This is a genomic window from Streptomyces sp. YGL11-2, assembly GCF_050054615.1.
Lineage (GTDB): Bacteria > Actinomycetota > Actinomycetes > Streptomycetales > Streptomycetaceae > Streptomyces.
Genome location: NZ_JBNHIN010000004.1, coordinates 38035 through 50584 on the forward strand (window position 1 = coordinate 38035; position 12550 = coordinate 50584).

Sequence of the window (12550 nt, forward strand, 5' to 3'; positions counted from 1 at the left end):
CCGTGCCGCGCGCCGGGGCGCCCCGTCCTCACTCCCCGGTGGACCGCTTCCCCGCCTCCTGCTCCCGATCCCGCAGCGCTTCCTTGAGGAAGTCCCGCTGCACGCGGAGCAGGTTCTCGGTGACCGCGTCGTCGGCCGGCAGATGGGTGGCGCCGGGCAGCGGCAGTACGGTGTGCGGCCGGCCGGCGGCGAGCAGTTCGGCGGAGAAGCGCAGGGTGTGCGCGGCGGCCACGTTGTCGTCCGCGAGGCCGTGGACGAGCAGCAGCGGACGGCGCAGCAGATGGCCGTGCCCGACCAGGGAGGAGCGCGCGTAGTCCTCCGGGTGGGCGCCGGGGTGCCCCAGGAAGCGCTCCTTCCAGTGGGTGTCGTACATCCGCTGGTCGGTGGGCGGGGCGCCGGCGACCGCCGCGTGGAAGACGTCGGGGCGGTGCAGTACGGCCGCCGCCGCGAGGAAGCCGCCGAACGACCAGCCGCGGATCGCCACCCGCTCCAGGTCCAGATCGGGGAAGCGCGCCCCGGCGGCCTGCAGAGCCGCCACCTGGTCCTCCAGGGCGGGCCACAGCAGATCGCCGTGCACGGCCTTCTCCCAGGCCGGGCCGCGCCCCGGAGTACCGCGCCCGTCGGCCACCAGGACCGCGAACCCCTGCTCGGCGAACCACTGGGAAACACAGGCGAACCACCCCCGGGCCCGTATGGCGAGCTGCATCGCCGGGCCGCCGTAGGGGTCGAGCAGTACGGGCAGCCGCCCGCCGCCCTCCTTGTGCCACGACGGGAGGTAGAGGGCCGCGCGCAACGCGCGTTCACCGAGGGCGAGATGGACCGGGCGGGGGACGACCACCGGATCCTCGGCGAGCGAGGCGATGCCCTCGTAGGAGGCGGGCTCGGGTGCGCCGTCCCGTAGGACGACGACCTCGTCGCCCCGCGGCGTGAGCCCGGCCACGACGGCCGTCCCGCCGCGCTCCGCCCCCGTGTGGCGTCCCGGCAGCCGGCTCAGCCGCCGGTTGCCGGTGCCGGGCTCATGGCGCCACACATGGGTCTCCTCGGGGTCCTCGCTCGCGCTGAACAGCACGCTCTCCCCCTCGACGCCGAGGACCTCGCGCAGTTGCAGTCCGGCCGGTGTGACCCGCCGGCCGCCGACGGTCAGCCGGCGGGTCTCGCCGTCGTCCTCCGGGAGCACCAGCGCGCCGGAGGCGGTACGGGCCGGGGTGCCGGGCACGATCTCCACCCAGGCGGGATCCGTCCGCTCGTGCAGCACCTCGGTGCCGCCGGTCGCCGGATCGACCGCGAGCGTCCGCAGTACGCGCTGGTCACGGCTCTGCACGGCGATCAGCGGGCCGTGCGCGTCCCACCGGGCGTCGACGAGGTACTCGTACGCCGCACGGTCCCAGATCACCTCGGTCCGCTCGCCGTCCACGGAGAGCAGGTGCAGCGAGACCTCCGCGTTGGCGGTGCCGGCCGACGGGTAGCGAAGCACCTGCGGGGGCCGCGCCGGGTCGGCCGGATCGGCGAGGTAGCGCCGTTCCACGGGTGAGGTGTCCACCCTGGCGACGAGGAGGCGGCGGCCGTCCGGCGCCCACCAGTGGCCGCGCGTGCGGCCCATCGACTCGGCGGCGACGTACTCGGCGAGCCCGTAGGAGACCTCCGGCCCCTCGGCCCGCGCCAACTGCCGGTCGCCGCCGTCCAGTCCGACGACATGGACGGACCGGTTGCTCACATACGCGATCAGCCGGCCGTCCGGGGAGGGGCGCGGATCGACCACCGGACCGGCCGCCGGCACCGGGAACGGCGCGCCGCCGTCCGTCCGCACCGCCCACAGCGCCCCGGACAGCGCGAACGCGACGACGCGCGCGGCGTCGTCGGCCGCGTAGCCCACCACGCCGGCGGTGCGGTCGCGGGCCCGCTCCCGCCGCAGCCGCTCCTCCTCGGGCAACTCCTCGGACCCCGTGCCCACCAGGAGCGCCGGATCGGCCAGCAGCCGTTCCGCGCCGTCCTCGTACTGCCACAGCCGTCCTACGGGATCGCTGCCCGACCCCGTACGGACGAAGAGCACCCGCCGGCCGTCCGGGGAGATGCCGAACTGCCGCGGCACGCCGAGGGAGAAGCGGCGGGTGCGGGCGAACTGCCGGGGAAATTCCGCCGCGTTGGCGGTTCCGGTGGCGCTTTGCGGGCGCTGTGTGGTCCGGGTGGTCGGTTCCACGATGTGGTCCTCCTAGGGGCGGTGGATCGTTTTCGAGCAGGCGAAAGCCCAACGGCATCGGGCCGTTGGGCATCGGGAGTACAGGCGGAGCGCGCATCCGTACGCAGGTCGCGGAGCACGAGCCCTACCGGAATGCGGAGGCCGTACGGACGGGATGCCGTCGGCCGGGGCGTCGCGCTCGCGTTCAGCTCATCGCCGCGACGTCGAGGAAAAAGTACCCCGGAAACGCCGCCGCCCGCACGCCTATTGCTCGGATCGCTGGGTGACGGCCGCCTCGGTGCGGTCGCCCAGGAACTCGTACCAGCGGCGCTCCAGGCAGACATAGCGCACATCGGCTTCCACCAGGCTGAGGAAACCGGCCACCGTTTCGGTCAGCCGCTCCCGCAGTCCGGAGTCGAGGAGCGTGCCGTCCTCGGCGAAGGCCGAGTAGCAGTTGGCGAGGCTGAACATGTCCGGATAGACGCGGGTGCCGAGGTGCTCCAGCGGGACCCGCAGCGCCCACAGCCCGCGGTTGCCGCCGACCAGCGACGGCGAGGCGGAGACCAGCATCGCGTGCTTGGTCTTGAACGGCTGCGGCCGGACCCGCGAGACCCAGTCGATCGCGTTCTTCAGCACGCCCGGTACCGAGCCGTTGTACTCGGGGGAGGAGAGGACGAAGGCGTCGCACCGCTCCAGCCGGTCGCGCAGCGCGAGGGCGCCCGGCGGCAGCCCTTCGGCGACCTCCACGTCGCCGTCGTACATCGGCATCGCGAAGTCGCGCATGGCGGCGTGGTCGACGGCGGCGCCCGTGTCGGCGACCAGGCGGGCCACGAGGGAGGCGAGGCGGGCGTTGGCCGACTCCGCCCGCAGCGCGGCGCCGAAGACCAGTACCCGCAGCGGGCCGGGGCGGTCGTCCGAGGTCATGGGTGCGTCCTTCCGTCGCGGGGCTCGCGCCCGGCGGACCGGCGCCCCGCCGTCCAGTCTGGTCCCGCTCCGGCAGCCGTGCGACAGGACCTGGGCCCTCCGGATGAGTGACCCGGGCCGGGCCCGGGGTCGCTTCACGGCCGCCGGGCCGGCCGACGCCACCGCGCTCACCGGGCCGATCGCCGCCCCCGTGGCCCAGGTGGAGCGCCTGCCGGGGCTGCCGGTGCGGCGAGGCGGGGTGATGTGACGCGTGACATGGGGTGAGGTGGGGCGGGCTTCCTTCCGTGGGGCGCCCGTCCCCGTTCCGTACGGGATGGCCCGCCCGCGGCCGACGTGCCGGACCGGTCGGTGGTGGGGCGTTGACAGCGGGTGGCCGGGCTTCTAGCGTCAGCCCTGCTGAGGCTACTAAGCGGTTGCTCACCCGCTCCGGGGGGCGGGCCGCCGGTCGAGGTGTTCGAGGTTCCGAGGATTCGAGGGTGAGGAGAACCCGCATGTCCACCACCGAACAGCGCGTCGCCATCGTGACGGGCGCGGCCCGCGGTATCGGCGCGGCCACCGCCGTACGCCTGGCCGCCGAGGGGCGCGCCGTCGCCGTGCTCGACCTCGACGAGGCGGCCTGCAAGGACACCGTCGCCAAGATCACCTCGGCCGGCGGCAAGGCCATCGCGGTCGGCTGCGACGTCTCCGACGCGGAACAGGTGGCGGCGGCCGTCGAGCGGATCGCGTCCGAGCTCGGCGCGCCGACCGTCCTGGTCAACAACGCCGGTGTGCTCCGCGACAACCTGCTGTTCAAGATGAGCGACACCGACTGGGACACCGTCATGAACGTGCATCTGCGGGGCGCGTTCCTGATGTCGCGGGCCTGCCAGAAGCACATGGTGGACGCCAAGTTCGGCCGGATCGTCAACCTCTCCTCCAGCTCGGCGCTGGGCAACCGCGGCCAGGTCAACTACTCAGCCGCCAAGGCCGGCCTCCAGGGCTTCACCAAGACCCTCGCCATCGAGCTCGGCAAGTTCGGCGTCACCGCGAACGCCGTCGCCCCCGGCTTCATCGCCACCGAGATGACCGCCGCCACCGCCGAGCGCGTCGGCATGGGCTTCGAGGACTTCCAGGCCGCCGCCGCCACGCAGATCCCGGTGCAGCGGGTCGGCAGGCCCGAGGACATCGCCAACGCGATCGCCTTCTTCACGGGCGAGGACGCCGGCTTCGTCTCCGGCCAGGTCCTGTACGTCGCCGGCGGCCCGCTCTGCTGACCGCCGCATCCACCGCAGAAGTACAGGAGCAGGGGAACCACATATGACCGACATGACCGAGCGGGACGGCGAACGCCCCGCACTCTCCGGCAAGGTGGCACTGGTCACCGGCGCCAGCCGCGGCATCGGGTACGGCGTCGCCGAGGCCCTGATCGCCCGCGGGGACCGGGTCGTCATCACCGGCCGCAACGAGGACGCCCTCAAGGAGGCCGCCGGGACGCTGGGCGCGGACCGGGTGCTCGCCGTCGCCGGCAAGGCGCACGACGAGGCACACCAGGCCGACGCCGTCGAGCGGGCGATGGAGACCTTCGGCCGGGTCGACTACCTCGTCAACAACGCCGGTACGAACCCGGTGTTCGGCCCGATAGCCGACATCGACCTCAACGTGGCGCGCAAGGTGTACGAGACCAACGTGGTCTCCGCGCTCGGCTTCGCGCAGCGCACCTGGCACGCCTGGCAGAAGGACAACGGCGGCGCGATCGTCAACATCGCGTCGATCGCCGGGGTCAGCGCCTCGCCGTTCCTCGGTGCCTACGGGATGAGCAAGGCCGCGATGGTGAATCTGTCGTTCCAGCTGGCGCACGAGTTCGCGCCGGTGGTGCGGGTCAACTCCATCGCACCCGCGGTGATCAAGACCAAGTTCGCGTCGGCGCTCTACGAGAACCGCGAGGAGGAGGCGGCGGCCGGCTACCCCATGGGGCGGCTGGGCGTCCCGGAGGACATCGGCGGGGCCGCGGCCTTCCTGCTGTCCGACGCGGCCGGCTGGATCACCGGGCAGACCCTCGTCGTCGACGGCGGGCTGTTCCTGAACGCCGGGGTGTGAGGACGGCGCCCGGCCGAGGCCGAGCGATGAGGCGGTCGGCCGCGGGGTCGCCGACCGCCGGTGGGGCGGGCCGCGGGGGCTGAGCCGGCGAGCGCCGGGCGTCGCGCCCGGCGCGGGACCGCGCTCGCCTGCCGGCCCCTCGCTTGCCTTCGCGTGCGCTCCAACAGGCAGAGTCCGTGGTGCCGGTCCCTCAGGGGCCGGCACCACGTGCGTCAGCGGACCTGCCGGGGAGGCATGCCATGTACCACCGCACGCTCGGCGGCGATCAGGGGCCGCGGATCAGCGCCGTCTGCCTCGGCGCGATGCCCTTCGGCACCACGGTGGACGAACGGACCTCCCTCGCCATCCTGGACCGCTTCGCCGAGGCCGGCGGCACCTTCGTCGACACCGCGAACAACTACGCCTGCTGGGTGCCCGGCGCGACCGGTGACGAGAGCGAGGTGCTGCTCGGCCGATGGTTGCGCAGCCGGCGCGCGGCGGATCGTACGGTGGTCGCCACCAAGGCGGGAGCCCGGCCCGACCCGGCCCGCGGCCCCCGGTGGCCCGCCAACGCCGAGGGACTGGGCGCGACCGCCCTGCGCACCGCCGTCGAGGGCAGCCTCCGCCGGCTGGGCACCGACCGGGTCGATCTCTGCTACGCGCACATCGAGGACCGCCGCGTCCCCTTGGAGGAGATCGTCGGGACGCTCGCCGGGTTCGTCCGGGACGGGCGCGTGGGCACCCTGGGAGCCAGCAACCACGCGACCTGGCGGCTCGCCGAGGCCCGGCAGATCGCCGCCGGGCGCGGGCTGCCCGGCTTCCGGGCCGTACAGCAGCGGCACACCTACCTGCGTCCGCGCCGGGACCTGCCGCCCGGCCTCCAGAAGGAGACCGACGGGGAACTCCTCGACTACACGGCCGCGCACCCCGATCTGACCCTGCTCGGCTACTCGCCCCTGATGGAGGGCGCCTACACCCGCGAGGACAGGCCGCTGCCGGAACGCTACGACCATCCGGGCTCGGTGGTGCGGCTGCGGGTGCTGGCGGAGGTGGCCGCGGAGTGCGGGGCCACCGCGAACCAGGTGGTGCTGGCGTGGCTGATGGGCGGTCCGGTGCCGGTGGTGCCGGTGATCGGCGTCAGTTCCGTGGCCCAGCTCGACGAGTGCCTGGCCGCGCTGGACCTCGTACTGGACCCGTACCAGCGCGCCCGGCTGGACACGGCGTGAGGGGCGGGGCGGGAACCGGGGTGCTCGCCGCCGTCGGATTCCGGCCCGGGACCGTGATTGTCAGTGGTCGCCGGTAGGTTCTGTCAGTGAGAACGGAACGCACACCGGAGGTTGTTGACGTGGTCACCGACATGCTGCCCGAGTCCTGGCGCGAGGTCCTGGGCGAGGAGTTGGCGAAGCCCTACTTCAAGGAGCTCACCGACTTCGTGGAGCAGGAGCGGGCCAACGGTCCTGTCTACCCGCCCCGTGAGCAGGTCTTCGCGGCGCTGAAGGCGACGCCGTACGACCGGGTCAAGGTGCTCGTCCTCGGACAGGACCCGTACCACGGCCCGGGGCAGGGCCACGGGCTGTGCTTCTCCGTGCAGCCCGGCGTCAGGACGCCGCCGTCGCTGCGGAACATCTACAAGGAGATGAAGGAGGAACTGGGCCACCCGGTTCCGGACAACGGCTATCTGATGCCCTGGGCCGAGCAGGGCGTGCTGCTGCTCAACGCCGTTCTCACGGTCCGCGAGGGCGAGGCCAACTCGCACAAGGGCAAGGGCTGGGAGAAGGTCACCGACGCGGTGATCCGCGCGGTCGCCTCCCGTCCGGACCCGGCCGTCTTCGTGCTCTGGGGGAACTACGCCAAGAAGAAGCTGCCGCTGATCGACGAGGAGCGGCACGCCGTGGTGCAGGGCGCGCACCCCTCGCCGCTCTCCGCGAAGAAGTTCTTCGGATCCCGCCCCTTCACCCAGATCAACGAGGCGATCGCCGCGCAGGGGCACACCCCGATCGACTGGCGCATCCCCGACCTGGGCTGAACCTGCCCCCTCCGTTCCGCCCGTACGGGCCGAGGCCCTTCGGCCCGTACGCGACGAGCGCAGGCCCGGCGCTCGCGCCCGGTCGCGCCGGGGTGGGGCCTTTGGCCTGGGCCGATCGGCCTCCCTCGGCGCGTCGCGCGCGTCGCGCGCCGTTAGCGTCGAGGCAAGCCCGGTGGTGGCGGTGAGCGAACGCGGGGAGTGCGCGGTGGCGGAGAATCGGCGGGCGGCGACGCCCGAGGACGGAGTGCTGACCCGGATCGGCCAGGCGATCATGCTGCACCGGGCCGGTGACCGGGAAGAGGCGCGCAACCGCCTCGGAGACCTCTGGCGGGAGGTCGGGCCGCAGGGAGACGCCTTCCACCGCTGCGCCCTCGCGCACTACATGGCCGACACCCAGGACGACCCGAGAGACGAACTGGACTGGGATCTGCGGGCCCTGGAGGCGGCGGAGGGCTTCGTCACGGAGCGCCCCGCGGAGCCCGGCAGCGCCGCCGGCGCATCGGACGTCGCGGACGGCCCGGGGCCCCGCCATCCCCTCGTCGCGCTCCGGGCGTTCTTCCCCTCGCTGCATCTCAACCTCGCGGCCGACTACGCCGGACTCGACCGCCCGGCCGACGCCCGCGCCCAGCTCCGCCGGGCGAGGGCGTCCGTCAACGCCCTCGCCGACGGCGAATACCGCCAGAGCCTCAAGGACGCGATCGACCGGCTGGAGCTGCGGATCGGCGGCGCGGCGGGCCCGTGGCGCTGACGTCCCGGAAAGGCCGCGGCACCAGCCCCCTCCAGGGAGACTGCACCGTGCCCGGCCCTGCCCTCAGGTGATCCTCACCCCCGCAGCATTCCGTCGAGAAGTTCCGCGCACGAGGCGCGCAGTGCCGCGCGGGTGGGGACGGCGGCGTGGAACTGGCCGGCGATGCAGGTGAACAGCACACCGTCGCACCACGCGACCATGCTGAGCGCATGCCGTTCGGGTGCGGCGGAGCCGGCCGCCCGCAGCATCGCCACCACCGGCGCCCGGAAGGCCCGCCCCGCCCGGTCGTAGACCGCCCGCAACTCGGGCCTGCGGGTGGCCTCCAGAGCGAGTTCGTAGCGGGCGACGAGCAGCCGGCGGTGCCCGGCCAGATAGCGGTGCAGGGCGAGGGACAGCGCGTCGGCGATGTCCGCCGAGGTGAGGTCGCCGGCCCCCGCGCGCCCGGTGATGTCCGCCGTCTCGCCCGCCACGAGGACCTCCGCCTCGCGCTCGGCCAGCCGTCGGACCGCGGTCTCCAGCAGTGCGGCTCGGGTGCGCGCGAGATTCGACGTGGACCCCTGCGGCAGGCCGGCCGTCTCGTCGACCGCTCGGTGGGTCAGCCCGCGCATCCCGCGCTCGGCCAGCAGCGCCAGGGCCGTATCGGCGATCAGCCGGTGCCTGGGGAGGAGCGTGCCGTCGTGTGCGGCGGCGTTTTTGCGGGCGTTCATGCCGGTGAGCATAGCGCGGAAACTACAGGTGTAGTCTCCGCGAGGCGGTTCCGGGAAGCGGGGCCGCGGACGAACGTGCGGGACTACGGCTGTAGTTACCGCGGGACGCCAGGGGGGCGACATGCGGCAGCGGACCGCGATCGTGATCGGCGGCGGCATCGGCGGGCTGACCGCCGCGGTGGCACTGGACCACCGCGGCTGGTCGGTCACCGTCCTGGAGCGGGCCGCCGCTCTGGAGCCGGTGGGCGCGGGCATCGGGCTCGCCCCCAACGCCCAGCGCGCACTGGACACCGTCGGCGCGGGCGACGCGGTCCGCGCGATGGCCGCCTCGCAGCGGGCCGGCGAGCTGCGGCTGCCCAGCGGGCGGCTGCTGGCCCGTACGGACAACGCCGCGGCGGTCCGGCGGTTCGGCGGCCCGGTCGTGGTCGCGCACCGCGCCGACCTGGTCGCGCTGCTGACCGCGCGGCTGCCCGGCGGCACCGTACGGACCGGTGCCCGGGCCCACCTCGTGGACGAGGGCGATCCGCTGCGGGACGACCGCCCGGCCCGCGTCCGGACGACGGAGCCCGAGGGCGGGGGGACCGCCTCCGAGGGCCGCGCCGAGGAGCTGACCGCCGACCTCGTCGTCGCCGCCGACGGGATCCACTCGGCCGTCCGCCGCACGCTCTTCCCCGGTCACCCCGAGCCCCGCTACGCCGGTTTCACCGCCTGGCGTTTCGTCGTCCCGGCCCCCGCCGCCACCGCCGGGAGCCGCTACGCCGCGCACGAGACCTGGGGCCCCGGCGGCGTCTGGGGTTCCGTGCCGCTGCACGACGGACGGGTCTACGCCTATGCCACCGCCGCCGTCCCGCCGGGTGAGCGGACCGACGCCGATCAGCGGACCGAACTCCTGCACCGGTTCGGCGACTGGCACCGCCCCGTGCCCGACCTGCTGGCCGCCGTCGACCCGGCCGCGGTGCTCCGGAACGACGTGCACACCGCGGCTGCCGCACCGCCCGCCTTCCACCGGGGCCGGGTGGCGCTGCTCGGCGACGCCGTCCACCCGATGACGCCCAACCTCGGCCAGGGCGGCTGCCAGGCCATCGAGGACGCCGTCGTCCTCTCCCACGAGGCCGCCCCGGACGCGGATCTGTCCGCCGCACTCGCCGCGTACACCGGGCAGCGGCTGCCGCGCACCATGGACGTGGTACGCCGTGCCGAGCGGATCGGCAGGCTCACGACCTGGCGCTCCCGGCCCGCCTGCGTGCTGCGCGGCGCGGCGATGGCGGCCACCGCCCGGCTGGCACCGGACCTCGTGCTGCGCGGCCTCGACGGCATCGCCGACTGGCGTCCGCCGGCGGCCCCGTAGGCTTTCCGGTACGGCGTGCGGTGCGGTGGGCCGGGGTGCGTACGCAGGTGCCATCCGGCCGGCGGGACCGCACCCCGGCACGCCACACCGGCACCACCCCCGAGACGCATCAGAGGAGAGCGAGTGAAGGTCGGCTGCATCGGGCTCGGCGACATCGCGCAGAAGGCGTATCTGCCCGTACTGGGCACCCGGCCGGGGCTCGAACTGCATCTCCAGACCCGGAACCCGGCCACCCTCCAACGGGTCGGCGACACCTACCGGCTGACCGGGCGGCAGCTGCACACGGACCTGGACAGGCTGCTCGGCGTCGGCCTGGACGCCGCCTTCGTGCACGCCGCGACCGTGGCGCACCCCGAGATCGTGACCCGGCTGGTCGAGGCCGGCGTGCCGACCTACGTGGACAAGCCGATCGCCTACGACATCGCCGACACCCGGCGGATCGTCCAGCTCGCCGAGGACCGCGGGGTGGGGCTCGCGGTCGGCTTCAACCGCCGCTTCGCGCCGGGGTACGCGCAGTGCCGGGAGCACCCGCGCGATCTGATCCTGATGCAGAAGAACCGCGTCGGGATGGCCGAGGACCCGCGCACGACGGTTCTCGACGACTTCATCCACGTCGTCGACACGCTGCGGTTCCTGGTGCCGGGCGACATCGACCACATCGATGTGCGGGCCAGGGTGCGCCACGGGCTGATGGAGCATGTCGTGCTCCAGCTCTCCGGTGACGGGTTCACGGCCATCGGCACGATGAACCGCCTCAGCGGCTCCACCGAGGAGTTGCTGGACATCTCCGGTCAGGACACCCGGCGCCTTGTGGTCAACCTGGCCGAGGTCGTCGACCACAAGGGGCAGCCCACCATCCGGCGCCGCGGTGACTGGGTCCCGGTGGCCCGCCAGCGGGGGATCGAGCAGATCGTGCAGGCGTTCCTGGACGACGTACGCGCCGGGCGGCGGGTGTCCGCCCAGGACGCGCTGCGGACTCATGAGCTGTGCGAGCGGGTGGTCAGGGAAGCGGTCGCGCAGTCCGCCTGACGCGGGCCCGGACGGCGGACCGGGCGCCGAAGAGCAGCAGCGCGGCGATCGCCCCGTACACCGCCCAGTCGCCGAAACGGGTGTACGGGCTGGTGCCGGTGGCCAGGGGCAGAACGTAGACGGCGGCCGTGCTTTGGTCCGTGCCGAGGCGTGCGCCGATCTGCTCGCCCCGGGGCCCGTGGACCGCGCTGACGCCGGTGAGGGTGGCGTGGACCATGGGGCGCCAGGTCTCCGCGGCGCGGAGCGCGGCGAGCGACGCGTGCTGGGCGGGGGCCCAGCTGTCCTGGAAGGTCGAGGTCGAGGACTGGGCGACCAGCACCTGTGCGCCGTCCCGGGCCAGGTGCCGGCTCATGTCGGGGAAGGCCGTCTCGAAGCAGACCAGGGGGCCGATCCGCAGCCCGCCCGCGGTGGGGATCGGCATCACGACCTGGTGGGTGCCGCGTTTGCGGTCGGTGGCGGCGGCCTTGCCGACGTGGGTGGCCCAGCCGAGGACCGAGCGGGCGGGTATGTACTCGCCGAACGGGACCAGCCGCATCTTGGAGTAGCGGTCGCCGGTCGGTCCGCGCGGGCCGATGAGCACCGCGCTCTTGTAGATGCCGGGGCCGTCGGCGTTCGTCGCGTCGGCGTTGACGAGGAGGTCGGCGCCGGTCCGGCGGGCGAGCGCGGCCAGGTGCCCGGCCAGTACGGGATGGTCCGCCGGGTCCTGGTAGAGGCTGCTCTCGCCCCAGACGACCAGGCGCACCCCACGGCCCGCCAGCGCACCGGTGAGCGCTTCGCTGCGGGCCAGGCGCTGGGTCGGCGTGCCGCCGAGGCCCGGCTGGACGACCGCGATGCGGACCGTGCCGGCGGGCCGGGGAAGCGGCGCCCCGTACCAGGCAGCGGTGCCCGCCAGGGCGCACCCCAGCAGTCCGGCGACGGCGGGCAGCCGGGCGGTGCGCAGGGCGATCAGCTCGGCCAACGCGGTGTTCACGGCCACGATGAGCAGGCTCAGCAGCCATACGCCGCCGAGCGACGCCAGCCGGAGCGCGGGCGGCACCTGCCACTGGCTGGCGCCGAGCAGCCCCCATGGTCCTCCCAAGTACTGCCAGGAGCGGACCAGTTCGACCATCAGCCAGCCGGACGGCACCAGGACCAGGGCCGCGGCGCAGCGCCCCGCCCCGGGTGTGCCGGCCAGCAGGGCCCGCACCAGCAGCCCCCAGGGCGCCCACAGCGCCCCGAGCAGCAGCGCCAGGACGAGGATGAAGACGTGCAGGCTCGGCAGCAGCCAGTGGTGCACCGCCAGCATGAACCCGGCGCCGCCCAGCCATCCGTAGAGCGCCGCCCGGCGCGGCGTCGCCGCGGAACGCACCAGCAGCAACCACGGCACGAGGGCGACGTACGCGAACCACCACCAGGACGGCTCGGGGAAGGCGAGGGCCGGCAGCGCCCCCGCGAGCGCCGCGGCCGGGCCCCGCGCCCAGAGGGATCGGGACCGGGGCACCGTGCCGCCGGGCGGTGTGTCCATCTGCGCTCCCTGTCGCCTGTCGCTGCCGCGGTG

General features: G+C 74.3%; 12 protein-coding genes. 8 read left to right on the forward strand and 4 right to left on the reverse strand.

Annotation, left to right across the window (positions count from 1 at the left end; translation table 11 throughout):
• Positions 1–28 precede the first annotated feature (28 nt).
• Together ACO1BR_RS06485 and ACO1BR_RS06490 are read right to left on the reverse strand one after the other, a co-directional pair.
• Complete coding sequence (locus tag ACO1BR_RS06485) at positions 29–2197, reverse strand: prolyl oligopeptidase family serine peptidase (protein WP_426794043.1); 2169 nt, start codon at positions 2195–2197, stop codon at positions 29–31.
• A 243-nt stretch (positions 2198–2440) separates the two neighbouring features.
• Positions 2441–3100 (reverse strand): NADPH-dependent FMN reductase, encoded by a 660-nt coding sequence (locus ACO1BR_RS06490; protein ID WP_159505104.1) that lies wholly within the window; start codon positions 3098–3100, stop codon positions 2441–2443.
• A gap of 103 nt (positions 3101–3203) precedes the next feature.
• Between ACO1BR_RS06490 and ACO1BR_RS06495 the strand changes: the two genes are divergently transcribed.
• The 6 genes from ACO1BR_RS06495 (at position 3204) to ACO1BR_RS06520 (ending at position 7929) form a co-directional block, all read left to right on the forward strand.
• A complete protein-coding gene (locus tag ACO1BR_RS06495; protein ID WP_426794044.1) occupies positions 3204–3347 on the forward strand; it encodes a hypothetical protein in 144 nt (47 codons plus the stop codon).
• 244 nt (positions 3348–3591) lie between these two features.
• Positions 3592–4353 (forward strand): 3-oxoacyl-ACP reductase FabG, encoded by a 762-nt coding sequence (fabG, locus tag ACO1BR_RS06500; protein WP_426794045.1) that lies wholly within the window; start codon positions 3592–3594, stop codon positions 4351–4353.
• A gap of 52 nt (positions 4354–4405) precedes the next feature.
• Positions 4406–5176, forward strand: a complete 771-nt coding sequence (locus tag ACO1BR_RS06505) for an SDR family oxidoreductase (RefSeq protein WP_426794261.1) — start codon at positions 4406–4408, stop codon at positions 5174–5176.
• Between the two features lie 239 nt (positions 5177–5415).
• Positions 5416–6381, forward strand: a complete 966-nt coding sequence (locus ACO1BR_RS06510; protein WP_426794046.1) for an aldo/keto reductase — start codon at positions 5416–5418, stop codon at positions 6379–6381.
• A gap of 131 nt (positions 6382–6512) precedes the next feature.
• The gene (locus ACO1BR_RS06515) at positions 6513–7181 is read left to right on the forward strand and encodes a uracil-DNA glycosylase (protein ID WP_426794262.1); all 669 of its coding nucleotides are present in this window, start codon (positions 6513–6515) and stop codon (positions 7179–7181) included.
• A 205-nt stretch (positions 7182–7386) separates the two neighbouring features.
• Positions 7387–7929, forward strand: coding sequence for a hypothetical protein (locus ACO1BR_RS06520; protein ID WP_426794047.1), 543 nt, complete (start codon positions 7387–7389; stop codon positions 7927–7929).
• Positions 7930–8003: 74 nt separating this feature from the next.
• Here ACO1BR_RS06520 and ACO1BR_RS06525 read toward each other — a convergent pair whose 3' ends face one another.
• Positions 8004–8636 (reverse strand): TetR/AcrR family transcriptional regulator, encoded by a 633-nt coding sequence (locus ACO1BR_RS06525; protein WP_426794048.1) that lies wholly within the window; start codon positions 8634–8636, stop codon positions 8004–8006.
• 121 nt (positions 8637–8757) lie between these two features.
• On the opposite strand from ACO1BR_RS06525, the gene ACO1BR_RS06530 reads away from it, so the two are divergent.
• Entirely contained in the window at positions 8758–9984 is a 1227-nt protein-coding gene (locus tag ACO1BR_RS06530; RefSeq protein WP_426794049.1) for an FAD-dependent monooxygenase, read from the forward strand.
• A 123-nt stretch (positions 9985–10107) separates the two neighbouring features.
• Positions 10108–11013, forward strand: coding sequence for a Gfo/Idh/MocA family protein (locus tag ACO1BR_RS06535; protein WP_426794050.1), 906 nt, complete (start codon positions 10108–10110; stop codon positions 11011–11013).
• Here the strand turns inward: ACO1BR_RS06535 and lnt are convergent.
• Positions 10985–12517, reverse strand: coding sequence for an apolipoprotein N-acyltransferase (lnt, locus tag ACO1BR_RS06540; RefSeq protein ID WP_426794051.1), 1533 nt, complete (start codon positions 12515–12517; stop codon positions 10985–10987). The two genes, ACO1BR_RS06535 and lnt, sit on opposite strands and share 29 nt — an antisense overlap.
• Positions 12518–12550: the final 33 nt, after the last annotated feature.